Here is a 26,047-nt window from a genome sequence, read left to right as displayed (position 1 = left end):
ATTGCGCAGGATTGCTCCATCACCGACACCTGCCGGCCCTGCGGCTGCAAGCGGGCGAACTTACCAGATCAAATCAGCCTGCGCTACTCCCGGATGTCGAGCCCCCGGCGGATGGCGCTTGCAGATGTCTGACAAGCCGTGTCTGTGGGAAGGAGACCTGTTCAATCACTGATTTTAGTCAATCCTGGAGCGTACGTTCAGATCGTTACAGTCCAGCGTTCTTGAGGCTGTGACCTCCACGGGTTCTCGCTCGTTCCGGCAGACAGGTAGAATCGTCTCTTTTTCCGTCGAAGGCATTCCAATGGGCCCCTACAGTGCGCGCAGTCGTGCGATCGAACCGTTCCATGTGATGGCGCTGCTGGCGCGGGCCAATGAATTGCAGGCCGAAGGCCACGACGTGATCCATCTGGAAATCGGCGAGCCGGACTTCACCACCGCCGAGCCGATCATTCGCGCCGGACAAGCTGCGTTGACTGCCGGCAAGACCCGTTACACCGCCGCCCGTGGCATTCCCGAGCTGCGCGAGGCGATCGCCGGTTTCTACCATTCGCGTTACGGCCTGAATATCGACCCACGGCGGATTCTGATCACGCCGGGGGCTCCGGCGCGCTGTTGCTGGCCAGTGCCCTGTTGGTCGATCCGGGTAAACACTGGCTGCTCGCCGACCCGGGCTACCCGTGCAATCGGCACTTTCTGCGCCTGGTCGAAGGCGCGGCGCAATTGGTGCCGGTCGGGCCGGAGGTGCGTTATCAACTGACCCCGGATCTGGTCGAGCGGCATTGGGATCACGACAGTGTCGGCGCCCTTGTCGCTTCGCCGGCCAACCCGACAGGCACTTTGCTGACGCGCGATGAACTGGCCGGGTTATCCACAGCGATCAAGGCCAGGCACGGACACTTGGTGGTGGATGAGATCTACCACGGCCTGACCTACGGCACTGATGCCGCCAGTGTGCTGGAAGTCGATGACAGCGCTTTTGTCCTCAACAGTTTCTCCAAGTATTTCGGCATGACCGGTTGGCGCCTGGGTTGGCTGGTGGCGCCAGACGCAGCGGTCAGCGAACTGGAAAAACTCGCGCAGAACCTCTACATCAGCGCGCCGAGCATGGCGCAGTACGCGGCGCTGGCCTGTTTCGAGCCGGCCACCATCGCGATTCTCGAAGGGCGCCGCGCCGAGTTCGCCCGCCGTCGTGACTTCCTCCTGCCAGCGCTGCGTGAACTCGGCTTCAACATCGCCGTTGAACCGGAGGGCGCATTTTATCTCTACGCCGATATCAGCCAATTCGGAGGGGATGCCTTCGCGTTCTGCCGGCATTTCCTCGAAACCGAGCACGTCGCCTTCACGCCGGGACTGGATTTCGGTCGTTATCAGGCCGGCCATCACGTGCGCTTCGCTTACACACAAAACCTCGCACGTTTGCAGGAAGCGGTGGAGCGTATTGCCCGCGGTTTGAAGAGCTGGCAAGGCTGATGCGCTTTTATCCTGCTCTGGAAGAAGCGCGGCTGATTCGCCGGTACAAGCGTTTTCTCGCCGATATCGAGACCGTTGGCGGCGAATTGCTGACCATTCACTGTCCGAACACCGGTTCTATGCTCAATTGCCAGGTCGAGGGCGGGCAGGTCTGGTTCAGTCGCTCCAATGACCCGAAACGCAAATTGCCCGGCACTTGGGAAATTGGCGAAACCCCGCAGGGCCGGCTGTTTTGCGTCAACACCGGGCGCGCCAATGGCTTGGTCGAAGAAGCGCTGCAGGCCGGCGTAATCACCGAGCTGGCTGGGTTTACCGCGTTAAAACGTGAAGTCGCGTACGGGCAGGAGAAAGCCGCATCGACTTCCGCCTCGAATACCCCAGTGGCCCGGCGTATGTCGAAGTGAAAAGCGTCACGTTGGGCTTCGACGGTACGGCGGTGGCGGCGTTTCCCGATGCGGTGACCCAGCGCGGCGCCAAGCACCTGCGTGAGCTTGCGCATCTGGCGCGCGACGGTATCAGGGCAGTGCAGTTGTACTGTGTGAACCTCACCGGCATCGATGCGGTGCGCCCGGCCGAGGAAATCGATTGGGCTTACGCCGAGGCGCTGCGTGAAGCGGTTGCTTGCGGTGTCGAGGTGTTGGCGTACGGCGTGCGCCTGGACCATGAAGAGATGGTCATCGACCGCCGACTCGACGTGCGGCTAAACGGTTAAACATTGACCCACACGCCTTGTGTGTCTTCCCGGCATTCAATCGCCGTCAGCGACTGCCCGGCGCAGGGGCCGGCAACGCATTCGCCGTTCTCGATCAGAAACAGTGCGCCATGGGTGGCGCACTGGATCAGGCTGTTGCTCGGGTCGAGAAACTGGTCAGGCTGCCATTCCAGCCCGACACCCCGGTGCGGGCAGCGATTGAAATAGACAAAGACTTGGCCACCCCGACGTACGGCAAACAGCTTTTTGCCTTCGATTTCGAAACCGCGACTGCCGGCTTCGGACAGATCGCCGCCGGCGCAGAGAAACTTCATGGCTATCCTCTAATGTCCGCTCGTGTCGGGATATGTCCGAGCTTGACGTTCAAATGCAAACAATTATCAAATGGCGACCTTCTCCCACAGGGAGTCTGGCCGTTTGCCGAGGATACTTGGCTCGCTGCGCCGATGCCCGGGAAACCTTGTTCAAGGAAGCTGTGTATGCGCCTGAAAACCCGCGTTGTCGTGCTGTGCGCCGGCCTTTTGCTCTGCCATCAGGCGGCCGCAGCGGATTTACCGCAACGCTGGGTCAGCGCCGGCGGCGCGCTGTCGGAATGGGTCAGCGCACTGGGCGGCGAGTCGAAGCTGGTGGGGGTCGATACCACCAGCCAGCATCCCGAATCGTTGCAGGCGCTGCCGAGTATTGGCTATCAGCGCAGCCTGTCGGCGGAAGGCATCTTGAGCCTGCGTCCGGACATTCTGATCGGCACCGAAGAAATGGGCCCGCCGCCGGTTCTGGCGCAAGTCAAAGCGGCCAAGGTCAAGGTCGAGTTGTTTTCAGCCCAGCCTGATCTGCCGACACTGGAAAAAAATGTCACTCATCTGGGCCAGTTGCTCGGCGCGCAAAGCCAGGCGGCGCAGTTGCTGCAGATTTATCAACAGCAACTCCAGGCGCAGAAAGCGCGCGTTGCCCAAGTGCAGACCACGCACAAAGCCCCCGGAGTGTTGCTGTTGCTCGGGCATGCGGGCGGCAAGCCGTTGATCGCCGGCAAGGACACTGCCGCCGATTGGCTGCTGCAACAGGCCGGCGGCCATAACCTCGCAACGCATACCGGCTACAAGCCGTTTTCCATGGAATCTCTCGCCAGCCTCGATCCCGAAGTGCTGGTGTTCGCTGACCGTGCGCTGACCGGCGAAGCGGCAAAAGCGGCATTGTTCAAGGAAAACCCCATCCTCAATTCCAGCCGCGCGGCCAAGAGCGGTCGGGTGATGGAGCTGGATCCAACGCTGCTGGTTGGCGGTCTCGGGCCGCGTCTGCCGGCTGCTTTGCAAACCCTGACTGACGGCTTCTACCCGGCCAAGGGTGGCCAATGACTGCATTGGTCAAACCCCGTGGCTTGTTTATCGGCCTGACATTGCTGTGTCTGCTGGCGATCTGGCTGTCGCTGGCGCTGGGGCCGGTGAGTCTGCCGCTGTTCGATACCTTGCGCGCGGCGCTGCGTCTGATCGGCGTGCCGTTGGCGCCGCAAGGGTTGGAGCAGGCTGAGCTGATTCTCGGCCAGATCCGCCTGCCGCGAACCTTGCTCGGCTTGGCGGTCGGCGGCGTACTGGCGCTGTCCGGGGTGGCGATGCAAGGACTGTTTCGTAATCCGCTGGCCGATCCGGGACTGGTCGGCGTGTCCAGTGGCGCGGCACTTGGCGCGGCGATTGCGATTGTCGGCGGTTCGTTCTTTGGCGGCCTGCCGGAGTGGTTTGGGCCGTATCTGTTGTCGGTGTGTGCGTTTCTTGGCGGGCTCGGGGTGACGGCGCTGGTCTATCGGCTGGGCCGGCGCAACGGTCAGACCCATGTGGCGACCATGTTGTTGGCCGGTATCGCGCTGACGGCGCTGGCCAGTTCGGCGGTCGGTCTGTTCACATATCTGGCCGATGACGCCACGCTGCGCACCCTGACATTCTGGAACCTGGGCAGCCTCAACGGCGCCAGTTACGCGCGACTGTGGCCCTTGCTGATCATCACCATCGGCGTGGCGCTGTGGCTGCCGCGTCGGGCCAAGGCATTGAATGCCTTGTTGCTCGGTGAATCCGAGGCCGGTCATCTGGGCATCGATGTCGAACGACTCAAGCGCGAACTGGTGTTCTGCACCGCGCTGGGTGTCGGCGCGGCGGTGGCGGCGGCGGGCATGATCGGTTTTGTCGGGCTGGTGGTGCCGCATCTGGTGCGCCTGCTGGCCGGCCCGGATCACAAAGTTCTGCTGCCAGCCTCGGTGCTGGCCGGTGCAAGCCTATTATTACTCGCCGATCTGGTGGCGCGCCTGGCGCTGGCGCCGGCGGAGTTGCCGATCGGCATTGTCACCGCGTTCATCGGTGCGCCGTTCTTCCTTTATCTGCTGCTGCGAGGGCGTGCCTGATGTTGTCTGCACGCGATCTGCATGTCCGCCGTGGCCGCAAGACTGTGCTCAGCGGGGTCACGCTCGGGCTCGAACCCGGTGAAGTGCTTGGCGTGCTGGGACCGAACGGCGCCGGCAAAAGCACCTTGCTCGGCGCCTTGTGTGGAGAGTTACTCGCCAGTGACGGCAATGTCTCGCTCGATGGTCAGGCGTTGAGTCATTGGAGCGGAACGCAGCGGGCACAACGACTGGCGGTGCTACCGCAGGTGTCGACGCTGGATTTTGCCTTCGCCGTGGAAGAGGTCGTCGGCATGGGCCGTTTGCCGTACCAGACCGGGCGCGTGCGCGACGACGAGATTGTCGCGGCGGCGCTGGCCGCCGCCGACGCCGGGCACCTGAGTGGGCGCAGCTATCTGGCGTTGTCCGGTGGCGAGCGTCAGCGCGTGCATCTGGCGCGGGTGCTGGCGCAACTCTGGCCGGGCCAGGCCGGGCAAACCTTGTTGCTCGACGAACCGACATCGATGCTCGATCCGCTGCATCAGCACACCACCTTGCAGGCGGTTCGCGAGTTCGCCAATCGTGGCGCGGCGGTGCTGGTGATCCTGCATGATCTGAATCTGGCGGCGCGCTATTGTGATCGCGTGCTGTTGCTGGAGCAGGGGCGCCCTGTCGCGCTGGATACTCCGCAGCAAGTGCTGCGTCCGGATACGCTCAAAGCGGTGTTCGGCCTGGAGGTTTTGGTGCAACCGCACCCGGAGCGTGGGCATCCGCTGATCATCGCCCGCTGATCAATCATCGAGGTGTCGCATGCGTGGATTGTGGTTGTTGGCGCTGGTGTTGCTCGCGGGGTGTCAGCACGTGGCGGTTCCGCCAGTGGGCGGTGAAATCCGCGATCTGCGCAGCGGCGAGACGCTCACCGCGCAGCAACTGCTGGCGCGTCTCGCTGATCCTGAGCGCCTGATCATGGGTGAGCAGCACGACAATCCCGACCATCACGCGACGCAATTGTGGCTGTTGCAGGCGCTCGGCGAGCAGCGAACGCAAGGCAGTCTGCTGCTGGAAATGCTCACGCCGAATCAACAAGCGAAAGTCGATGCGGCGCGCCAGGCGAAATACGCTCCGGCAGATCTGCCTGCGGCATTGGCCTGGCAAGAGGGCTGGGACTGGAATCTTTACGGGCCGATCGTGCGCTTCGCCCTGACGCAGCCCTATCCGCTGCTGGCGGCCAATCTTGATGACAGCGAAATCCGCGCGTTCTATCGCAATCCACCGGCTCTGAACGGTCCGCGCAGTAATGCGCTTTCGGTTAAAAAACCTTGCTTGGGCAAATCAGTGAATCCCACTGCGGCCTGCTGCCCGAATCACAGATGCCGGCGATGCTGGCGATTCAGCAACAGCGTGATCGACGCATGGCCGAACGCATGCTGGCGGCGCCGGTGCCTTCGATTCTGCTGGCCGGTGCCTGGCATGCGCGCAAGGATGTTGGCGTGCCGCTGCATCTGCTGGATCTCGGTGCAGCGGAGGCACCGACCGTTTTGATGCTGGCCGAGCAGGGCGATGCGGTCACGGCGGCGATGGCCGATTACGTCTGGTACACGCCGGCCACGCCGAAGCCGGATTACTGCGAACAGATGCGCCAGCAATTCGCCAAATGACTTTTCCACAGGCAAAAAAAGACCCGGTAAAAACCGGGTCAAATAACCGTGATTAGCCTGATGAGGAGATAATCTGAGAGTCCGAACCAAGGGCTTTTCAGAATATCGACTGATCTCGCGACCAGTTGTGATAATCATAGCGATTCTCATTACCGCGTCAACCGCTGATTTTGCAAATCTGTAATTTAGTTTTGCGAACGGTCGTGAGGCCCCGTGAATAAAGGGCTTTGCGCTAGCTGCGATGCGCCGTCAATTGCGTGATCTGTCGATTCAACTGGCCAATGCGGCGAGCCATGCCCTCAATCAGGCTGTGGGCGATCTTCGGATTGCTGCGGGTCATGCTCAAAAATTGATCACCGGGAATCAACATCACCGTGCTCGGCTCTGACGTCACTACCGTGGCGTTGCGCGGCTCGCCGGTAAACAACGCCATGGCGCCGAAAATCTCGTCCCTCGGCACGTCGCCGACCTTGTGCCCGTCGACGAATGCCTCGGCGTGCCCGTCGATAATCACGAACACATGATCCGCCGCATCGCCCTGTTGAATCAGCACGGCGCCGGCTTCAACGCGTTTGAAGCCGTTAGTGCTGCGAAACTCCCGGGGTTTCAACTCGGCCACGGCGTGGGCGAGCAGCGCCATTTGCCCAAGCAGATAGCTCAGCAACTGTTCCGCTCGATCAGGATCGGCGTACACGTGCTGCACAACCTCCGCGCGTCCGTAGGGCACTAGTCGCACAGTGCCCTCGCTGCGCAAGCGGCAGTCATTCCATTGCTCGCCACGTTGCAGGCCGAGCAGATCACCCGCCTGCCAGCAGAACAATGCACGGCCAGCGATGCAGCCATGCACCACGCCCTCGGCCAGTAAGAACAACTGGTCGCTCGGCACTTGCGCAAACAGATCATCGGACGCGTCCAGCTCGATGACCGGCGCGCATGGCGACAAATCCTCCAGCCACTGCCCGGGAAGATTCTGCAAGCGATTGATCAACGCGTCGGCGTGCGCCGATTGTTCCCCCAATAAATACATGGCGTCAGCGCCTGTTCAGTTCTTGTGGCGCGTGGAAATGGCTTCGAGCTGTTTGTTCAAGGCGTCCTTGCGTTCGGCGGGGATGTCGTTCCAGTGCACGTCCATCAACGCGCCCTCGATCGCATACAACAACACCTTCGATGCGCGAAACCCCGAGTACGCACGGCCCGGTAGGCATCCACCGCACCGAGGCGACGCAAGTCCGAGGCGCTGTGGATGCCCACGGCATGCAGCCACTGCGCCGACGTCTTGCCAAGATTTTTCAGGTGTTGCAGTTCATCATTCATCAAGCCTCCTTGCGACGGCCGAATGGTGCGTGGGCGAGCTTCTCAGCAGTGTAGCCATCAGTAGGAAAAGCGTGGTTGTTTGGTCGGATTCGACGCAAAAGCTTCTAAGAGAGGGAGTGAAAGACCTGCGAACGCAGAGAGGAGGGCGTAGCGCATACAATTGGAGTGAGCCTGCTCGCGATAGCGGTATAACAGCCGACATCCATTTTGAATGTCAGTCAGCTATCGCGAGCAGGCTCACTCCTACAAGGGAGGGTGGTGTCAGGGGCTGACGATGATTCTCAACGGGTGCGATAGCGCAACCGCGTGCCGAAATTCATCGACATCAGAATCTCGTCAGCACTCAGCTCCGGCGGAAAGTACGCCCCGGAAATCTGCGCATGGGCCAGGCTGGCGCCTTCGAGCGAGGCCTTGCGGAAGTCGATGCCACGCAGGTCGGCGGAGCGGAAGTACGCATCGCGGAAATCCACGCCGTCGGCGTTCAGTTCGCGCAGGTCGAGGCCACGGAAATCGCCGCCGACCATGTCGATCGGGCCATCCTGTGGGCGTTCCTTGTTGAAGCCTGCAACGTCGTCTTTGTGCAGCAGGGCGTAAAGCGGAGTGTCGAGCAGTTTTGGCTGGCTCATGTCAGATCACCTGTTGGTTTTATGACGCCAGTATAGTGCCACTATTTGACGGCCGTGAAGCGAGCGAGGGCTTCACGGCCGAAATAGTTTTTACAGACCCGGCAGGCGCTGACGGATCTGCGCGACCACGGTGTCCAGCGTGCCGGATTCATTGGTCTGCACGCGTTTGCTGCGCAGGATTTCTTCCGGCGTCAGCGCTTCGCGATTGGCGTGTTGCGCTTCGATCACCGCAAGGGTGGCGTCGGACGGATCCTTCTGATCGGCCTGACGGATCGCCAGCCAGCTCTCGATCACTGCTTGCGGGGCATTGCAGTCAAGGATCAGGAACGGCGTGCCGGTGGCTTCGGCGATCTTCGCCGCGTCGTCGCGCTGCTCACGCTTGAGGTAAGTCGCGTCGATCACCACCGGGAAGCCGGCGTGCAGGATCACCTCGGCGATTTCATGCAGACGCGCGTAGGTCGCGGTACTGGCGTCGGCGCTGTAAATGCCCGCTTGCACATCGTTGGCAACGGTCTGCTCACCGAACAGGCGCTTGCGTTCGACATCGGAACGCAGGCGAATCGCGCCCAGCGCCTCGACCAGACGCATGGCCACATGACTCTTGCCGACAGCGGAAACGCCGTGGGTGATGGCCATGAAACGCGAAGGAATGGTGCTGTAGCTTTCCGCCAGGTTGGCGTAGTTGCGATACTGACGCAGGGTGGTGGCGCGCTGCACCGCAGTCGCGTCCGCCGGCATGCTGAACAGCGCCACTTTGGCCCGTACCAGCGCGCGGTAGGCTTTATAGAAGTTCAGCACTTCCAGGCCCTGATAGTCGCCGGTCAGTTCCAGGTATTGGCTGATGAGGCGACGCGCCAGCGATTTCAGGCCACGATCTTCCAGGTCCATGGCGAGGAAACCGGTGTCGGCCCAGACGTCAGTGAAACGGAATGGCTCGTTGAACTCGATGCAGTCGAAGATCACCACGTTGCCATCGATCACAGTGGCGTTGCCCAAGTGGATGTCGCCGTGGCATTCACGGGTGAAACCTTGCGCCTTGCGCTGGGCGAACAGCGGCTTGAGACGTTCGAAGCTGCTTTCGGCCCAGGCTTTCAGGGCCTCGAGTTGCAGCCAATCGTTCTTGTCGCTGAGGAACGGCAGGATCTGCTCGAAATTCTGCGCGACCGGCGCCATCACGCTGTCCGGCGTGCCGGCGTCGTGTTCGGCCGGGACTTTCGGGGCGTTGAGGTGGAAATGGGCGATCTGCTCGGCCAACGCATCGATGTGCTGCGTGGTCAGTTCGCCATTGGCTTGCAGGGTGCTGAGCAAGCCGCTCTGCGGGAACTGGCGCATTTTCAGCACGTATTCGATAGCCGGGCCGTCGCCGCCCAATTGCGGTGCCTCGACGCTGCCGGTGATTGGCAACACGTCCAGATACAAATCAGCGGTCAGACGCTGGTTGAGGCGCAGCTCTTCGGCGCAGAAATGCGCACGTGCGTCGAGGCTGGTGAAGTCGAGAAAGCCGAAATTCACCGGCTTCTTCACTTTATAGGCAAAGGGCCCGGTGAGAATCACCCACGAGATGTGGGTTTCGATGACCTGAAACCCTTCGACGGGATGCGGGTAGAGGGCCGGGTTTTGCAGGGCAGCGATCAGGGACTGGCTCACGGGCGATCCTTCAGAGACGGGGGAATTCGAGGCGGCCATTATGGCTGCTTGCCCGCCTGACGCAAACCTCTGCGCGTGCCTGTTGAGGATCGATAAAGTGCGTATAATCCGCCGCCATGACTCGATCCCGATCCCCCGTACCAAGAAAAAACCACCAGCCAAGGGCCTTAGTCCGTGGTTGAGCTGGGCCATTAAACTCAGCCTGGTCGGCCTTGTAGTGCTGGCTGGCTTCGCCGTTTACCTCGATGCCGTGGTGCAGGAGAAATTCTCCGGCAAGCGTTGGACCATCCCGGCCAAGGTCTACGCGCGCCCGCTTGAGCTGTTCGTCGGGCAGAAGCTCAGCAAGGACGATTTCCTCACCGAACTCGATGCCCTCGGCTATCGCCGCGAAGCCGTGAGCAACGGCCCGGGCGCCGCAGCGGTTAGCGGCAACACGGTCGACCTGAACACTCGCGGCTTCCAGTTCTATGAAGGCCTGGAAAAACCGCAGCCAGTGCGTGTGCGTTTCTCCGGTGATTATGTTGCTGAGCTGTCCTCGACCAACGGTTCGAAACTGTCGGTTGTGCGCCTCGAGCCGCTGATGATCGGCGGCATTTACCCGAAAAATCTCGAAGACCGCATCCTGATCAAACTCGATCAGGTGCCGCCATACCTGCTCGAAACCCTGATCGCCGTTGAAGACCGCGACTTCTACAGCCACTGGGGCGTGTCGCCGAAATCGATCGCCCGCGCGGTGTGGATCAACACCTCCGGCGGCAAGATGACCCAGGGCGGCAGTACGCTGACCCAGCAGTTGGTGAAGAACTTCTACCTGACCAGCGAACGCAGCCTGACCCGCAAGCTCACCGAAGCGATGATGGCGTTGCTGCTCGAACTGCATTACGACAAGAAGGAAATCCTTGAGGCCTACCTCAACGAAGTCTTCGTCGGCCAGGACGGTCAGCGTGCTGTGCACGGTTTCGGTCTGGCAAGCCAGTTCTTCTTCGGCCAACCATTGTCCGAGTTGAAGCTGCATCAGGTCGCGTTGCTGGTCGGCATGGTCAAGGGGCCGTCCTACTACAACCCGCGTCGCAACCCGGAGCGCGCGCTGGAGCGGCGTAATCTGGTCCTCGACGTGCTGGCGCAGCAAGGCGTGGCCACCGCCGAACAGGTCGAAGCGGCGAAGAAAATGCCGCTCGGTGTGACGACTCGCGGCAAGCTCGCCGACAGCTCGTTCCCAGGCTTTATCGACCTGGTCAAACGCCAGTTGCGCGAAGACTATCGCGACGAAGACTTGACCGAAGAAGGCCTGCGCATCTTCACCAGTTTCGATCCGATCCTGCAGATGAAAGCCGAAGCTTCGGTCAACGACACGTTCAAGCGTCTGGCCGGGCGCAAGGGTTCCGACGATGTGGAAGCGGCGATGGTCGTGACCAACCCGGAAACCGGCGAAGTCCAGGCAATGATCGGCAGCCGTCAGGCCAGTTACGCCGGGTTCAACCGTGCACTGGATGCGGTGCGCCCGATCGGCTCACTGATCAAACCGGCGGTGTACCTGACCGCGCTGGAGAAACCGAGCCAATACACGTTGACCAGTTGGCTGTCGGACGATCCATTGTCGGTCAAGGGCGCCAACGGTCAGGTGTGGAAGCCGCAGAACTACGACCGCCGCTCCCACGGTACGGTGTTCCTCTATCAGGGCCTGGCGCATTCCTACAACCTGTCGACCTCGCGTCTGGGCCTGGAAGTCGGCGTGCCGAACGTGCTCAAGACTCTCGGTCGCCTGGGCGTTACCCGTGAATTCCCGGCGTTCCCGTCAATGCTGCTGGGCGCCGGTGGCATGACGCCGATCGAAGTGGCGACCATGTACCAGACGCTGGCCAACGGTGGTTTCAATACGCCGATGCGCGGTATTCGCAGCGTACTGACCGCCGAGGGCGAGCCGCTCAAGCGTTATCCGTTCCAGATCGAGCAGCGTTTCGACCCGGCCTCGATTTACCTGATCCAGAACGCCATGCAGCGGGTGATGCGTGAAGGTACCGGCAGTTCGGTTTATAACGTGCTGCCCAAGACCCTGACGCTGGCGGGCAAGACCGGTACCAGTAACGATTCGCGCGACAGTTGGTTTGCCGGCTTCAGCCAGGATCTGCTGGCAGTGGTCTGGCTCGGCCGCGACGACAATGGCAAGACGCCGTTCACCGGGGCCACCGGTGCGCTGCAGGTCTGGACCAGTTTCATGCGCAAGGCCGATCCGCTGCCGCTGGACATGCCGCAGCCGGACAACGTCGTGCAGGCCTGGGTCGATTCACGCACCGGACAGGGTTCCGATGCCAACTGCCCCGGCGCTGTGCAGATGCCGTATATTCGCGGCAGCGAACCGCCACCCGGCGCCGCGTGTGCAAGCGAAACACCTGCCTCGCCGGAGTCGGTGATGGACTGGGTCAAGGGCTGGATGAATTAAGCAAAGAGGGTTTCAAGTGAACAAGTGGTTGATTCCAGCGGTGACCGCCGTGGCTTTGCTCAGCGGCTGCTCCACCGTACAGCGTGGTTCGATTCCGGTAGTGGATTCGGGTACGGCCGTGTCCAACAGCGAACGCATCGGCGCCAATGGCGGTTTCCGCCAGACCACGGTCAAGCGCCCGGCGGCTGGCCAGACTCAGGCGATTCCGCAAGGCGATACCGGCGTAGTGGTGATGGTGCCGGGCGGCGGTGCTGCGGTGTCAACGCCGATCAGCTCTTCTCCGATCGTTCCGGGTCCGGCGTCCGGCGGCATCACATCGGGGCCGTACAACCCATCGGCGGTTGAGTCGGCGCCGGTCAACGCCGGCAGCTACAGCATGCCGTCGACACCCAGTGGCATCCCTTCGGCCAGCAGTGGCGGTGGCCTTTCGGCGGATGAGCAACTGGACGGTCCGGTACTCGCCTTGCTGACCACCGCGCAACAGCAACAGGCCGGTGGCGACCTCAACGGTGCTTCTTCCAGCCTGGAGCGGGCGCAACGTGTCGCACCGCGCGAGCCACAAGTGCTTTACCGTTTGGCCCAAGTGCGCATGGCCCAGGGCGATGCGCCGCAAGCCGAGCAATTTGCCCGTCGCGCGTTGACCATGGCCAACGGTCGTCCGGATCTGCAAGCCAGTTTGTGGGAAATCATCGCTCAGGCCCGCGAGAAACAAGGCGACTCCGCCGGCGCCGCTCAGGCCCGTCAGAAGGCCAAGGTTTCCCTGTGATGGATGCGCGCTTCCCGAAAATCGCCGATCAGCTGTTGCTGATCGAGCGAGAGCTGCGCACCCAGGGCTGGTGGGACGAGGTTGAGCCGTCGGCCGAAGCGCTGAGCAGTGTCGAGCCGTTTTCCGTCGACACGCTGGACTTCGAACAATGGCTGCAATGGATCTTCCTGCCGCGCATGAAGATGATCCTCGAACAGGATCTGCCGCTGCCGAACGCCTCGGGGATTCAGGAAATGGCGGAAATGGTCTTCGCCCAGCGTAATCTGGGCGGCAAGGATCGGCAGTTGCAGGTGCTGCTCAAAGAGTTTGACTTGCTGATCACTGCCTCGCGCTGAATACAGGGACTGTAGGAGCTGCCGAAGGCTGCGATCTTTTGATCTTGTTTTAAAAGCAAGATCAAAAGATCGCAGCCTCGTTACACTCGTCAGCTCCTACACCCAGAGTTCCTACGCTGCGATTACGAGCAATTCTCGGCAATCTGCTTCTTCGCTTCGACGATGCGTTCCTGACGCTGCGCATCATTGAGCCTGCGCAAATCCCCTCGACCTCCTCACGCAAACGCGGATTGTTCTGCAGTTGCGCCAGGTTCGTGCGAGCCTGCTCGCAAAATGCCTTGAGCTGCGCCTGCTGCTCGGCGACCTGTTTCTTCACCTTGGCATCAATGGCTTTCTGATCGCCCAGTACGCCGCCGCCCGGCATCGGCGCAGCTTTCGGCGCGGGTGAGGAGGGCGTCTGTACGGTCGTCGACGGTTGGCCCTGCGGAGGCTGCGCATCGAAATGCGTGACGCCTTGGGCATCGACCCATTTGTAGATTTGAGCGGCCGAGCACCATGGGCTGAGGCCGATCAGCAGAGTGAGGAGGAGCGTTCGCATGCTGATTCCTTGGCAAAAATGCGCAATTGACGCTAACAGAGTAGCGCTTTTCAGGTTTTTTCTTGCGTTCTCATGTGCTTACCCACAATTAACCTCACAGACGACTTGACTTGCAGAGGGCGAAACAGAAGAATCCAAAGTCCGCTGTAGAGGGACTGCCAGAAGCAGACCCACTCGGTAGATCATGAGGCGCACATCCGCGCCGACCTGTTACACCCGCAACGCGTTACCTCGCGCTGGGTGGGAAAGGCCCGCAACACTTGGGACGATCCCAATACTTGCTCAGTCAGTGCTGACGTAGTCGGCGACCACCGTCGCTCATGCTCTGCCGAGAAGTAAACCTATTAAGACCCGCCCCTTTTTTGTGGACGGTATTCTGGCGTTTTAGAGGTGAACAACGTGGAGCTTTTATCTGGCGGTGAGATGCTCGTCCGCTTTTTGCGTGACGAAGGCGTCAAATATATCTACGGGTACCCGGGTGGTGCTCTCCTGCATGTTTACGATGCCCTGTTCAAAGAGCCGGAAGTGACCCACATCCTGGTTCGTCACGAACAAGCGGCGACCCATATGGCTGACGGCTACGCCCGTGCAACCGGTAAAGCCGGCGTGGTATTGGTGACTTCCGGTCCAGGCGCCACAAACGCCATCACCGGTATCGCCACCGCCTATATGGACTCGATTCCGATGGTGATCATTTCCGGTCAGGTGCCAAGCACCATGGTCGGCACCGACGCGTTCCAGGAAACCGACATGATCGGTATCTCCCGGCCGATCGTGAAGCACAGCTTCATGATCAAGCACGCTTCGGAAATCCCGGAAGTCATGAAGAAGGCTTTCTACCTCGCGCAATCCGGTCGTCCGGGCCCGGTCGTGGTCGATATCCCGAAAGACATGACCAATCCGGCCGAGAAGTTCGAATACGTTTTCCCGAAAAAGCCAAGCTGCGCTCCTACAGCCCGGCCGTTCGCGGTCACTCCGGGCAGATCCGCAAAGCAGCGGAAATGCTGTTGGCAGCCAAGCGACCAGTGCTGTACTCCGGCGGCGGCGTCATCCTCGGCAACGGTTCTGCACAGCTGACCGAACTGGCGAAAATGCTCAACCTGCCGGTGACCAACACCTTGATGGGTCTGGGCGCTTTCCCAGGCACTGACCGTCAGTTCATCGGCATGCTCGGCATGCACGGTAGCTACACCGCGAACCTGGCGATGCACCATGCCGACGTGATCCTCGCAGTGGGCGCACGCTTCGACGATCGGGTGATCAATGGCCCGGCGAAGTTCTGCCCGAACGCCAAGATCATCCACATCGACATCGACCCGGCATCGATCTCCAAGACCATCAAGGCCGACGTGCCAATCGTGGGTCCGGTCGAGAGCGTGCTGACCGAAATGGTCGCGATTCTCAAGGAAATCGGCGAGACCCCAAACAAGGAGTCTGTGGCCAGTTGGTGGAAACAGGTCGATGAATGGCGTGGTGATCGCGGCCTGTTCCCTTATGAAAAGGGCGACGGCAGCAAGATCAAGCCGCAGACCGTGATCGAAACCCTCTGCGAAGTGACCAAGGGCGACGCCTTTGTGACCTCCGACGTTGGTCAGCACCAGATGTTCGCCGCGCAGTACTACACGTTCAACAAGCCGAACCGCTGGATCAACTCCGGTGGTCTGGGCACGATGGGCTTCGGTCTGCCAGCAGCGATGGGCATCAAACTGAGCTTCCCGGACGACGACGTTGCCTGCGTCACCGGCGAAGGCAGTATCCAGATGAACATCCAGGAGCTGTCGACCTGCCTGCAATACGGCTTGCCGGTGAAGATCGTCATCCTCAACAACGGTGTGCTGGGCATGGTTCGCCAGTGGCAGGACATGAGCTACGGCAGCCGTCACTCGCACTCCTACATGGAATCGCTGCCCGACTTCATCAAGCTGGCTGAAGCCTACGGCCACGTTGGCGTACGCATCACCGAATCGAAAGATTTGAAGTCGAAGATGGCAGAAGCGTTCGCCATGAAGGATCGCCTGGTGATCATCGACGTTGCGGTCGACACCAGCGAGCACGTCTACCCGATGCAGATCAAAGACGGCTCCATGCGCGATATGTGGCTGAGCAAGACGGAGCGTACTTAATCATGCGGCACATTATTTCCCTGCTTCTGGAAAACGAACCCGGCGCTCTGTCTCGCGTAGTCGGCCTGTTCTCGCAGCGCAACTACAACATCGAAAGCCTGACCGTGGCCCCGACCGAAGACCCGACCCTGTCGCGTCTGACGCTGACCACCGTGGGTCACGATGAAGTCATCGAGCAGATCACCAAAAACCTGAACAAGCTGATCGAAGTGGTCAAGCTGGTGGACCTGTCGGAAAGCGCTCACATCGAGCGTGAACTGATGCTGGTCAAGGTCAAGGCCACTGGCGCCCAGCGCGCCGAGATCAAACGCACCACCGATATCTACCGTGGACAGATCGTCGATGTCAGCGCCAGCGTGTATACCGTTCAATTGACCGGTACCAGCGACAAGCTCGACAGCTTCATTCAGTCCATCGGCACCGCATCGATTCTGGAGACCGTCCGCAGCGGCGTGACCGGCATTGCTCGCGGCGACAAAGTACTCAGCATCTAAACCAAATTAGCGCATGGCCTGAATGGCCGGATATAAGGGGAAATTCATGAAAGTTTTCTACGATAAAGACTGCGACCTGTCGATCATCCAGGGCAAGAAAGTTGCCATCATCGGTTACGGCTCCCAGGGCCACGCTCAAGCGTGCAACCTGAAAGATTCCGGTGTCGACGTAACTGTCGGTCTGCGTAAAGGTTCGGCCACCGTTGCCAAAGCCGAAGCTCACGGCCTGAAAGTGACCGACGTGGCCTCCGCCGTTGCCGCTGCCGATCTGGTCATGATCCTGACCCCGGACGAGTTCCAGTCCTCGCTGTACAAGAACGAAATCGAGCCGAACATCAAGAAAGGCGCCACCCTGGCCTTCTCCCACGGCTTCGCGATTCACTACAACCAGGTTGTTCCGCGTGCCGACCTCGACGTGATCATGATCGCGCCGAAAGCCCCGGGCCACACCGTACGTTCCGAATTCGTCAAAGGTGGCGGTATCCCTGACCTGATCGCGATCTACCAGGACGCCTCGGGCAACGCCAAAAACGTTGCACTGTCCTACGCCGCCGGCGTTGGTGGCGGTCGTACCGGCATCATCGAAACTACCTTCAAGGACGAGACCGAAACCGACCTGTTCGGCGAACAAGCCGTTCTGTGCGGCGGTACCGTTGAACTGGTGAAAGCCGGTTTCGAAACCCTGGTTGAAGCTGGCTACGCGCCGGAAATGGCCTACTTCGAGTGCCTGCACGAACTGAAACTGATCGTTGATCTCATGTACGAAGGCGGTATCGCCAACATGAACTACTCGATCTCCAACAACGCCGAATACGGCGAGTACGTGACCGGCCCGGAAGTCATCAACGCCGAGTCCCGTCAGGCCATGCGCAACGCCCTGAAACGTATTCAGGACGGCGAATACGCCAAAATGTTCATCAGCGAAGGCGCAACCGGCTACCCTTCGATGACCGCCAAGCGTCGTAACAACGCCGCTCACGGTATCGAAATCATCGGCGAGCAACTGCGCTCCATGATGCCGTGGATCGGTGCCAACAAGATCGTCGACAAAGCCAAGAACTGAGTCGTCGTCCCTTGTACGAAAAACGCGGCCTCGGCCGCGTTTTTTCGTTTGGGCCGGTGCTTCTGGTATAAAGCTGCATCGTTTGTGGCCGAACTGTCGTCCTCAAGCCTCTGTCGAATTTTTTCCAAACCGTTGCAAGGTAATGTCCATGAGCGAACGTCCCGAAGAGCCGAACAAGGCTTCCGACGCCGAAAGCCTGCTGCCCATCGATGAGCACATCGAAGAAGGGCACGACGCTGAAGGTCGTAAAGTCCGGCATCGTGGTATCTATCTGCTGCCGAACCTGTTCACCACTGCCAACCTGTTCGCAGGCTTCTATTCCATCATCAACTCGATGAGCGCGCAGGCCGCCTTGAGCGCCGGCGACTCGGTTAATGCGAGCAAGTATTTCGCGTTCGCTGCGATCGCGATCTTCGTCGCGATGGTCCTCGACGGCCTCGATGGCCGCGTGGCGCGCATGACCAATACGCAAAGTGCCTTCGGCGCCGAGTACGACTCTCTGTCGGACATGGTCGCTTTCGGCGTCGCGCCTGCATTGCTGGCCTTCGGCTGGGCGCTGGGCGACATGGGCAAGGTCGGCTGGATGGTCGCCTTCATTTATGTCGCGGGTGCGGCGTTGCGTCTGGCGCGCTTCAACACCCAGGTCGGTACGGCGGACAAACGCTACTTCATTGGTCTGGCCAGCCCGGCGGCGGCAGGTGTGGTGGCCGGTATTGTCTGGGCGTTCAGCGATTACGGCATTCAGGGTTCGAAGATGTCCTTCCTGGTGGCCTTGATGGTGGCGGCGGCTGGCATGCTGATGGTCAGCAACATCAAGTACAACAGCTTCAAGGAGCTGGATCTCAAAGGGCGCGTGCCGTTCGTGGCGATCCTCGCGGTGGTGTTGGTATTCGCTGTCGTGTTCAGTGATCCGCCGCGCATTCTGCTGCTGGTATTCCTCGCCTATGCCGCGTCCGGTCCGGTGCAGTATCTGTTGCGTCTTCGTCGTCACAAAAACGCCGAGTGATGTAATTTCGCGCATACTCCGCAGTCTATGGGTGCACCTGTCCTCCAAAGCTGCGGAGTTGTCATGTTGATCAAGATCCCCAAAGCATCCGACTGCCATGAGTCGGATGTCACGCCTGAAGCCATTTATCTCTCCCGCCGCCAATTGCTCGGTGCCACCGCTGCCGGTATTGCCATGAGCAGCTTGCCACGCTGGGCCAGTGCCGCCGATGCCCCGCGCTACTCTGATGTCGAATCCGGCAAGGCGCCGGCCTGGTTTGCCGAAAAGCTCCTTCTACTCAATGGGGGCGGTCAACGTCAAGGACGAGGCGATCACGCCTTATAAAGACGCCACGCACTACAACAACTTTTATGAGTTCGGTACCGGTAAGGGCGATCCGGCTTCGAATGCTGGCGACCTCAAAACCGAACCCTGGAGCGTAGTGATAGACGGGGAGGTGGGTAAACCGGGGCGTTATGCACTGGAGGACTTCATGAAGCCGTATCAACTGGAGGAACGTATCTATCGTCTGCGCTGCGTCGAGGCGTGGTCGATGGTCATTCCCTGGATCGGTTTCCCGATCTCGGCCTTGCTCAAACAGGTCGAGCCGACCTCCAAAGCCAAGTACATCCGCTTCGAAACCCTGCAGGATCCCAAGAGCATGCCCGGCCAGCGTTCCGGTTTTGCCTTGATCGACTGGCCGTATGTCGAAGGCTTGCGTCTCGATGAGGCGATGAATCCTTTGGCGATCCTGGCGGTGGGCATGTATGGCCGCGAACTGCCGAACCAGAACGGCGCGCCTTTGCGTCTGGTGGTGCCGTGGAAGTACGGCTTCAAAAGCGTGAAATCCATTGTGCGCATCAGTCTGGTGAGCGAGCAGCCGAAGACCACCTGGCAAAGCATTGCTGCCGATGAGTATGGCTTCTACGCGAATGTGAACCCGACGGTTGATCACCCGCGCTGGACGCAGGCGCGCGAGCGACGTCTGCCGAACAGTCTGTTCAAGCCGAATGTGCGCGATACGCAGATGTTCAACGGCTACTCGGATGAAGTCGCTTCTTTATATGCAGGGCTCGATCTGCGGAAGAACTACTGATGCGCTATCCGTTCTGGCGAGTGGGCGTGTTCATTGCGGCAGCGATCTGGCCATTGCTGTGGTTCTATCAGGCGTTCGCTGATTTGCTTGGGCCTGATCCGGGCAAGGTATTGGTTGATCGTCTCGGGCTGGGGACGCTGGTGTTGCTGTTGATCACGCTGAGCATGACGCCGCTGCAAAAGCTGAGCGGCTGGGCCGGGTGGATTGCGGTCCGTCGGCAGTTGGGGCTTTGGTGTTTTGCCTATGTGACGCTGCATCTGTTCAGCTACATGGCATTTATCCTCGGATTCGACTGGTCTCAGCTGGGCGTGGAGCTGCGTAAGCGGCCCTACATCATTGTCGGTGCGCTGGGCTTTCTCGGCTTGCTGATATTGGCGGTGACGTCCAATCGTTACAGTCAGCGTCGTTTGGGTGTTCGCTGGAAGAAGTTGCATCGTCTGGTTTACGTGATTCTCGGACTGGGTCTGCTGCATATGCTGTGGATCGTGCGGGCTGATTTGGAAGAGTGGACGATTTATGCCTTTATAAGCGCTGTGCTTTTGCTGCTTCGTCTGCCGCCAGTGACGAGGCGAATCCCGCGGTTACTGGGTAAAAAGCAGAATCTGCAAGAAAAGCGAAATTAACGGTTGACGGCAGATTCCAGAGGTCTATAATTCGCCCCACTTCCGGCGCAGTCGAAACGGAAAACTCCTTGAGATTCAAAGAGTTACGCAGTTTTCGACAGTGGCTTGCTTCAGATCATCGAAGCCTGGAAGGAGTTGATAGAGCAGTGATGTGTAGCTCTTTTAACGGTTCGATCTTCTCGGTCGAAAGCGGAGAAAAAGAGGTGTTGACAGCAGCGATTAACGCTGTAGAATTCGCCTCCCGCTAACGAGAGATCGGAAGCGCAAGTGGTTGAAGTTGTTGAAGAATTCTTCGAAAGCTTCTGAAAATAATCACTTGACAGCAAATGAGGCTGCTGTAGAATGCGCGCCTCGGTTGAGACGAAAGATCTTAACCAACCGCTCTTTAACAACTGAATCAAGCAATTCGTGTGGGTGCTTGTGCAGTCAGACTGATAGTCAACAAGATTATCAGCATCACAAGTTACTCTGCGAGAAATCAAAGATGTAACCAACGATTGCTGAGCCAAGTTTAGGGTTTCTTAAAAACCCAAAGATGTTTGAACTGAAGAGTTTGATCATGGCTCAGATTGAACGCTGGCGGCAGGCCTAACACATGCAAGTCGAGCGGATGAAAGGAGCTTGCTCCTGGATTCAGCGGCGGACGGGTGAGTAATGCCTAGGAATCTGCCTGGTAGTGGGGGACAACGTTTCGAAAGGAACGCTAATACCGCATACGTCCTACGGGAGAAAGCAGGGGACCTTCGGGCCTTGCGCTATCAGATGAGCCTAGGTCGGATTAGCTAGTTGGTGAGGTAATGGCTCACCAAGGCGACGATCCGTAACTGGTCTGAGAGGATGATCAGTCACACTGGAACTGAGACACGGTCCAGACTCCTACGGGAGGCAGCAGTGGGGAATATTGGACAATGGGCGAAAGCCTGATCCAGCCATGCCGCGTGTGTGAAGAAGGTCTTCGGATTGTAAAGCACTTTAAGTTGGGAGGAAGGGTTGTAGATTAATACTCTGCAATTTTGACGTTACCGACAGAATAAGCACCGGCTAACTCTGTGCCAGCAGCCGCGGTAATACAGAGGGTGCAAGCGTTAATCGGAATTACTGGGCGTAAAGCGCGCGTAGGTGGTTTGTTAAGTTGGATGTGAAATCCCCGGGCTCAACCTGGGAACTGCATCCAAAACTGGCAAGCTAGAGTATGGTAGAGGGTGGTGGAATTTCCTGTGTAGCGGTGAAATGCGTAGATATAGGAAGGAACACCAGTGGCGAAGGCGACCACCTGGACTGATACTGACACTGAGGTGCGAAAGCGTGGGGAGCAAACAGGATTAGATACCCTGGTAGTCCACGCCGTAAACGATGTCAACTAGCCGTTGGGAGCCTTGAGCTCTTAGTGGCGCAGCTAACGCATTAAGTTGACCGCCTGGGGAGTACGGCCGCAAGGTTAAAACTCAAATGAATTGACGGGGCCCGCACAAGCGGTGGAGCATGTGGTTTAATTCGAAGCAACGCGAAGAACCTTACCAGGCCTTGACATCCAATGAACTTTCCAGAGATGGATTGGTGCCTTCGGGAACATTGAGACAGGTGCTGCATGGCTGTCGTCAGCTCGTGTCGTGAGATGTTGGGTTAAGTCCCGTAACGAGCGCAACCCTTGTCCTTAGTTACCAGCACGTAATGGTGGGCACTCTAAGGAGACTGCCGGTGACAAACCGGAGGAAGGTGGGGATGACGTCAAGTCATCATGGCCCTTACGGCCTGGGCTACACACGTGCTACAATGGTCGGTACAAAGGGTTGCCAAGCCGCGAGGTGGAGCTAATCCCATAAAACCGATCGTAGTCCGGATCGCAGTCTGCAACTCGACTGCGTGAAGTCGGAATCGCTAGTAATCGCGAATCAGAATGTCGCGGTGAATACGTTCCCGGGCCTTGTACACACCGCCCGTCACACCATGGGAGTGGGTTGCACCAGAAGTAGCTAGTCTAACCTTCGGGAGGACGGTTACCACGGTGTGATTCATGACTGGGGTGAAGTCGTAACAAGGTAGCCGTAGGGGAACCTGCGGCTGGATCACCTCCTTAATCGACGACATCAGCTGCTGCATGAGCTCCCACACGAATTGCTTGATTCATTGAAGAAGACGATAGAAGCAGCCCGAAATTGGGTCTGTAGCTCAGTTGGTTAGAGCGCACCCCTGATAAGGGTGAGGTCGGCAGTTCGAATCTGCCCAGACCCACCAATTTTGTGTGGGAAACGCCTGTAGAAATACGGGGCCATAGCTCAGCTGGGAGAGCGCCTGCCTTGCACGCAGGAGGTCAGCGGTTCGATCCCGCTTGGCTCCACCACTACTGCTTCTGAAGTTTGAAAGCTTAGAAATGAGCATTCCACCGGTTCGGTGATGAATGTTGATTTCTAGTCTTTGACTAGATCGTTCTTTAAAAATTTGGGTATGTGATAGAAAGATAGACTGAACGTTACTTTCACTGGTAACGGATCAGGCTAAGGTAAAATTTGTGAGTTCTCTTAGTTGAGAAATTCGAATTTTCGGCGAATGTCGTCTTCACAGTATAACCAGATTGCTTGGGGTTATATGGTCAAGTGAAGAAGCGCATACGGTGGATGCCTTGGCAGTCAGAGGCGATGAAAGACGTGGTAGCCTGCGAAAAGCTTCGGGGAGTCGGCAAACAGACTTTGATCCGGAGATGTCTGAATGGGGGAACCCAGCCATCATAAGATGGTTATCTTGTACTGAATACATAGGTGCAAGAGGCGAACCAGGGGAACTGAAACATCTAAGTACCCTGAGGAAAAGAAATCAACCGAGATTCCCTTAGTAGTGGCGAGCGAACGGGGACTAGCCCTTAAGTGGCTTTGAGATTAGCGGAACGCTCTGGAAAGTGCGGCCATAGTGGGTGATAGCCCTGTACGCGAAAATCTCTTAGTCATGAAATCGAGTAGGACGGAGCACGAGAAACTTTGTCTGAATATGGGGGGACCATCCTCCAAGGCTAAATACTACTGACTGACCGATAGTGAACTAGTACCGTGAGGGAAAGGCGAAAAGAACCCCGGAGAGGGGAGTGAAATAGATCCTGAAACCGTATGCGTACAAGCAGTGGGAGCAGACTTTGTTCTGTGACTGCGTACCTTTTGTATAATGGGTCAGCGACTTATTTTCAGTGGCGAGCTTAACCGAATAGGGGAGGCGTAGCGAAAGCGAGTCTTAATAGGGCGTCTAGTCGCTGGGAATAGACCCGAAACCGGGCGATCTATCCATGGGCAGGTTGAAGGTTAGGTAACACTGACTGGAGGACCGAACCGACTACCGTTGAAAAGTTAGCGGATGACCTGTGGATCGGAGTGAAAGGCTAATCAAGCTCGGAGATAGCTGGTTCTCCTCGAAAGCTATTTAGGTAGCGCCTCATGTATCACTGTAGGGGTAGAGCACTGTTTCGGCTAGGGGTCATCCCGACTTACCAAACCGATGCAAACTCCGAATACCTACAAGTGCCGAGCATGGGAGACACACGGCGGGTGCTAACGTCCGTCGTGAAAAGGGAAACAACCCAGACCGTCAGCTAAGGTCCCAAAGTTATGGTTAAGTGGGAAACGATGTGGGAAGGCTTAGACAGCTAGGAGGTTGGCTTAGAAGCAGCCACCCTTTAAAGAAAGCGTAATAGCTCACTAGTCGAGTCGGCCTGCGCGGAAGATGTAACGGGGCTCAAACCATACACCGAAGCTACGGGTATCATCTTCGGATGATGCGGTAGAGGAGCGTTCTGTAAGCCTGTGAAGGTGAGTTGAGAAGCTTGCTGGAGGTATCAGAAGTGCGAATGCTGACATGAGTAACGACAATGGGTGTGAAAAACACCCACGCCGAAAGACCAAGGTTTCCTGCGCAACGTTAATCGACGCAGGGTTAGTCGGTCCCTAAGGCGAGGCTGAAAAGCGTAGTCGATGGAAAACAGGTTAATATTCCTGTACTTCTGGTTATTGCGATGGAGGGACGGAGAAGGCTAGGCCAGCTTGGCGTTGGTTGTCCAAGTTTAAGGTGGTAGGCTGAGATCTTAGGTAAATCCGGGATCTTAAGGCCGAGAGCTGATGACGAGTTACCCTTTGGGTGACGAAGTGGTTGATGCCATGCTTCCAAGAAAAGCTTCTAAGCTTCAGGTAACCAGGAACCGTACCCCAAACCGACACAGGTGGTTGGGTAGAGAATACCAAGGCGCTTGAGAGAACTCGGGTGAAGGAACTAGGCAAAATGGCACCGTAACTTCGGGAGAAGGTGCGCCGGTGAGGGTGAAGGACTTGCTCCGTAAGCTCATGCCGGTCGAAGATACCAGGCCGCTGCGACTGTTTATTAAAAACACAGCACTCTGCAAACACGAAAGTGGACGTATAGGGTGTGACGCCTGCCCGGTGCCGGAAGGTTAATTGATGGGGTTAGCTAACGCGAAGCTCTTGATCGAAGCCCCGGTAAACGGCGGCCGTAACTATAACGGTCCTAAGGTAGCGAAATTCCTTGTCGGGTAAGTTCCGACCTGCACGAATGGCGTAACGATGGCGGCGCTGTCTCCACCCGAGACTCAGTGAAATTGAAATCGCTGTGAAGATGCAGTGTATCCGCGGCTAGACGGAAAGACCCCGTGAACCTTTACTATAGCTTTGCACTGGACTTTGAATTTGCTTGTGTAGGATAGGTGGGAGGCTTTGAAGCGTGGACGCCAGTTCGCGTGGAGCCATCCTTGAAATACCACCCTGGCAACTTTGAGGTTCTAACTCAGGTCCGTTATCCGGATCGAGGACAGTGTATGGTGGGTAGTTTGACTGGGGCGGTCTCCTCCTAAAGAGTAACGGAGGAGTACGAAGGTGCGCTCAGACCGGTCGGAAATCGGTCGTAGAGTATAAAGGCAAAAGCGCGCTTGACTGCGAGACAGACACGTCGAGCAGGTACGAAAGTAGGTCTTAGTGATCCGGTGGTTCTGTATGGAAGGGCCATCGCTCAACGGATAAAAGGTACTCCGGGGATAACAGGCTGATACCGCCCAAGAGTTCATATCGACGGCGGTGTTTGGCACCTCGATGTCGGCTCATCACATCCTGGGGCTGAAGCCGGTCCCAAGGGTATGGCTGTTCGCCATTTAAAGTGGTACGCGAGCTGGGTTTAGAACGTCGTGAGACAGTTCGGTCCCTATCTGCCGTGGACGTTTGAGATTTGAGAGGGGCTGCTCCTAGTACGAGAGGACCGGAGTGGACGAACCTCTGGTGTTCCGGTTGTCACGCCAGTGGCATTGCCGGGTAGCTATGTTCGGGAAAGATAACCGCTGAAAGCATCTAAGCGGGAAACTTGCCTCAAGATGAGATCTCACTGGAACCTTGAGTTCCCTGAAGGGCCGTCGAAGACTACGACGTTGATAGGTTGGGTGTGTAAGCGCTGTGAGGCGTTGAGCTAACCAATACTAATTGCCCGTGAGGCTTGACCATATAACACCCAAGCAATTTGCTGACCTGAGAAGGCACCAGATTGCGGTGTGTGAAGACGAAACGAACCGAAAGTTCGAAGCGCACAAACACCTAGCTGTCACATACCCAATTTGCTGAAACGAGGCCATCTGGTCACGAGTCAGTACCCGAATTTCTTGACGACCATAGAGCGTTGGAACCACCTGATCCCATCCCGAACTCAGCAGTGAAACGATGCATCGCCGATGGTAGTGTGGGGTTTCCCCATGTGAGAGTAGGTCATCGTCAAGATTAAATTCCGAAACCCCAATTGCGAAAGCAGTTGGGGTTTTGTTT

The 26,047-nt window shown here is 58.3% G+C and carries 14 protein-coding genes, 2 tRNA genes, 3 rRNA genes and 7 pseudogenes; 20 read left to right on the top strand and 6 right to left on the bottom strand.

From position 1 onward, the window contains the following. Positions 1–301 precede the first annotated feature (301 nt). Both LJU32_00130 and sfsA read left to right on the top strand, forming a co-directional pair. Positions 302–1,470 (top strand): annotated as a pseudogene (locus LJU32_00130) (pyridoxal phosphate-dependent aminotransferase). Next, positions 1,470–2,182: pseudogene (gene sfsA / locus LJU32_00125) on the top strand (DNA/RNA nuclease SfsA). The pseudogenes LJU32_00130 and sfsA overlap by 1 nt, the downstream one beginning before the upstream one ends. Here sfsA and LJU32_00120 read toward each other — a convergent pair. Next, positions 2,179–2,496, bottom strand: a complete 318-nt coding sequence (locus LJU32_00120) for a Rieske (2Fe-2S) protein (GenBank protein WKV88992.1) — start codon at positions 2,494–2,496, stop codon at positions 2,179–2,181. The pseudogene sfsA and the gene LJU32_00120 sit on opposite strands and share 4 nt — an antisense overlap. Positions 2,497–2,661: 165 nt before the next feature. Here LJU32_00120 and LJU32_00115 point away from each other — a divergent pair, with 165 nt between their 5' ends. The 4 genes and pseudogenes from LJU32_00115 to LJU32_00100 all read left to right on the top strand — a co-directional run bounded on the left by LJU32_00115 (position 2,662) and on the right by LJU32_00100 (position 6,202). Beyond that, a complete protein-coding gene (locus tag LJU32_00115; protein ID WKV88991.1) occupies positions 2,662–3,534 on the top strand; it encodes an ABC transporter substrate-binding protein in 873 nt (290 codons plus the stop codon). 50 nt (positions 3,535–3,584) lie between these two features. Beyond that, a complete protein-coding gene (locus LJU32_00110) occupies positions 3,585–4,568 on the top strand; it encodes an iron ABC transporter permease (GenBank protein WKV91008.1) in 984 nt (327 codons plus the stop codon). Next, positions 4,568–5,335, top strand: a complete 768-nt coding sequence (locus tag LJU32_00105) for a heme ABC transporter ATP-binding protein (GenBank protein WKV88990.1) — start codon at positions 4,568–4,570, stop codon at positions 5,333–5,335. Before LJU32_00110 ends, LJU32_00105 begins: the two co-directional genes overlap by 1 nt. A gap of 19 nt (positions 5,336–5,354) precedes the next feature. Next, positions 5,355–6,202, top strand: a pseudogene (locus LJU32_00100) (ChaN family lipoprotein). Positions 6,203–6,434: 232 nt separating this feature from the next. On the opposite strand, the gene LJU32_00095 reads toward LJU32_00100, so the two are convergent. From LJU32_00095 to LJU32_00080, 4 genes and pseudogenes are all read right to left on the bottom strand, one after another. After that, on the bottom strand, positions 6,435–7,229 hold the full coding sequence (locus LJU32_00095) for a Crp/Fnr family transcriptional regulator (GenBank protein ID WKV88989.1): 795 nt from the start codon (positions 7,227–7,229) through the stop codon (positions 6,435–6,437). 15 nt (positions 7,230–7,244) lie between these two features. Continuing rightward, positions 7,245–7,516, bottom strand: a pseudogene (locus LJU32_00090) (TfoX/Sxy family protein). 281 nt (positions 7,517–7,797) lie between these two features. Beyond that, the gene (locus LJU32_00085) at positions 7,798–8,142 is read right to left on the bottom strand and encodes a pentapeptide repeat-containing protein (protein ID WKV88988.1); all 345 of its coding nucleotides are present in this window, start codon (positions 8,140–8,142) and stop codon (positions 7,798–7,800) included. Positions 8,143–8,232: 90 nt separating this feature from the next. Then, positions 8,233–9,789 carry an AAA family ATPase gene (locus tag LJU32_00080; protein ID WKV88987.1) on the bottom strand — a complete coding sequence of 519 codons (1,557 nt, stop codon included), beginning with the start codon at positions 9,787–9,789 and terminating at the stop codon, positions 8,233–8,235. A gap of 124 nt (positions 9,790–9,913) precedes the next feature. Here LJU32_00080 and mrcB point away from each other — a divergent pair, with 124 nt between their 5' ends. From mrcB to LJU32_00065, 3 genes are read left to right on the top strand one after another with little or no spacing between them, the layout of a single operon-like run. Next, positions 9,914–12,229: a penicillin-binding protein 1B gene (mrcB, locus tag LJU32_00075; protein ID WKV91007.1), complete on the top strand. Its 2,316-nt coding sequence runs from the start codon at positions 9,914–9,916 to the stop codon at positions 12,227–12,229. A 16-nt stretch (positions 12,230–12,245) separates the two neighbouring features. Further along, entirely contained in the window at positions 12,246–12,995 is a 750-nt protein-coding gene (locus LJU32_00070) for a hypothetical protein (protein WKV88986.1), read from the top strand. Further along, positions 12,995–13,330, top strand: coding sequence for a YqcC family protein (locus LJU32_00065; GenBank protein ID WKV88985.1), 336 nt, complete (start codon positions 12,995–12,997; stop codon positions 13,328–13,330). The genes LJU32_00070 and LJU32_00065 overlap by 1 nt, the downstream gene beginning before the upstream one ends. Positions 13,331–13,452: 122 nt before the next feature. Here LJU32_00065 and LJU32_00060 read toward each other — a convergent pair. Then, positions 13,453–13,868 (bottom strand): annotated as a pseudogene (locus LJU32_00060) (DUF4124 domain-containing protein). Positions 13,869–14,267: 399 nt separating this feature from the next. On the opposite strand from LJU32_00060, the pseudogene LJU32_00055 reads away from it, so the two are divergent. From LJU32_00055 to rrf, 11 genes and pseudogenes are all read left to right on the top strand, one after another. Beyond that, a pseudogene (locus LJU32_00055) lies at positions 14,268–15,991 on the top strand (acetolactate synthase 3 large subunit). A 2-nt stretch (positions 15,992–15,993) separates the two neighbouring features. After that, positions 15,994–16,485 (top strand): acetolactate synthase small subunit, encoded by a 492-nt coding sequence (gene ilvN / locus LJU32_00050; protein ID WKV88984.1) that lies wholly within the window; start codon positions 15,994–15,996, stop codon positions 16,483–16,485. A 46-nt stretch (positions 16,486–16,531) separates the two neighbouring features. Beyond that, on the top strand, positions 16,532–17,548 hold the full coding sequence (ilvC, locus tag LJU32_00045; protein WKV88983.1) for a ketol-acid reductoisomerase: 1,017 nt from the start codon (positions 16,532–16,534) through the stop codon (positions 17,546–17,548). Positions 17,549–17,696: 148 nt separating this feature from the next. Then, positions 17,697–18,554, top strand: a complete 858-nt coding sequence (pssA, locus tag LJU32_00040) for a CDP-diacylglycerol--serine O-phosphatidyltransferase (protein ID WKV88982.1) — start codon at positions 17,697–17,699, stop codon at positions 18,552–18,554. Positions 18,555–18,617: 63 nt separating this feature from the next. Further along, positions 18,618–19,629 (top strand): annotated as a pseudogene (gene msrP, locus LJU32_00035) (protein-methionine-sulfoxide reductase catalytic subunit MsrP). Continuing rightward, positions 19,629–20,252: a protein-methionine-sulfoxide reductase heme-binding subunit MsrQ gene (gene msrQ / locus LJU32_00030; protein ID WKV88981.1), complete on the top strand. Its 624-nt coding sequence runs from the start codon at positions 19,629–19,631 to the stop codon at positions 20,250–20,252. The pseudogene msrP and the gene msrQ overlap by 1 nt, the downstream one beginning before the upstream one ends. Before the next feature lie 541 nt (positions 20,253–20,793). Further along, positions 20,794–22,329 (top strand): 16S ribosomal RNA (locus LJU32_00025). Between the two features lie 81 nt (positions 22,330–22,410). After that, positions 22,411–22,487, top strand: a tRNA-Ile gene (locus LJU32_00020). A 30-nt stretch (positions 22,488–22,517) separates the two neighbouring features. Further along, positions 22,518–22,593, top strand: a tRNA-Ala gene (locus tag LJU32_00015). A 247-nt stretch (positions 22,594–22,840) separates the two neighbouring features. Next, positions 22,841–25,732: ribosomal RNA gene (locus LJU32_00010) — 23S ribosomal RNA — on the top strand. A gap of 154 nt (positions 25,733–25,886) precedes the next feature. Continuing rightward, positions 25,887–26,002, top strand: a 5S ribosomal RNA gene (gene rrf / locus LJU32_00005). The 16S, 23S and 5S rRNA genes sit together here with 2 tRNA genes alongside, the layout of an rRNA operon. Positions 26,003–26,047: the final 45 nt, after the last annotated feature.

The sequence above is a fragment of the Pseudomonas sp. B21_DOA genome (assembly GCA_030544685.1).
Taxonomy (GTDB): domain Bacteria; phylum Pseudomonadota; class Gammaproteobacteria; order Pseudomonadales; family Pseudomonadaceae; genus Aquipseudomonas; species Aquipseudomonas fluorescens_AO.
This window is presented reverse-complemented; position numbering and strand designations above follow the sequence as displayed.

Bases quoted from the DNA above. Each gene is read 5' to 3' on its own strand.
- LJU32_00065 (WKV88985.1), top strand. From the start codon at position 12,995: ATGGATGCGCGCTTCCCGAAAATCGCCGATCAGCTGTTGCTGATCGAG.
- LJU32_00105 (WKV88990.1), top strand. From the start codon at position 4,568: ATGTTGTCTGCACGCGATCTGCATGTCCGCCGTGGCCGCAAGACTGTG.
- ilvN (WKV88984.1), top strand. From the start codon at position 15,994: ATGCGGCACATTATTTCCCTGCTTCTGGAAAACGAACCCGGCGCTCTG.
- msrQ (WKV88981.1), top strand. From the start codon at position 19,629: ATGCGCTATCCGTTCTGGCGAGTGGGCGTGTTCATTGCGGCAGCGATC.
- LJU32_00095 (WKV88989.1), bottom strand. From the start codon at position 7,229: ATGTATTTATTGGGGGAACAATCGGCGCACGCCGACGCGTTGATCAAT.
- LJU32_00085 (WKV88988.1), bottom strand. From the start codon at position 8,142: ATGAGCCAGCCAAAACTGCTCGACACTCCGCTTTACGCCCTGCTGCAC.
- ilvC (WKV88983.1), top strand. From the start codon at position 16,532: ATGAAAGTTTTCTACGATAAAGACTGCGACCTGTCGATCATCCAGGGC.
- pssA (WKV88982.1), top strand. From the start codon at position 17,697: ATGAGCGAACGTCCCGAAGAGCCGAACAAGGCTTCCGACGCCGAAAGC.
- LJU32_00120 (WKV88992.1), bottom strand. From the start codon at position 2,496: ATGAAGTTTCTCTGCGCCGGCGGCGATCTGTCCGAAGCCGGCAGTCGC.
- LJU32_00115 (WKV88991.1), top strand. From the start codon at position 2,662: ATGCGCCTGAAAACCCGCGTTGTCGTGCTGTGCGCCGGCCTTTTGCTC.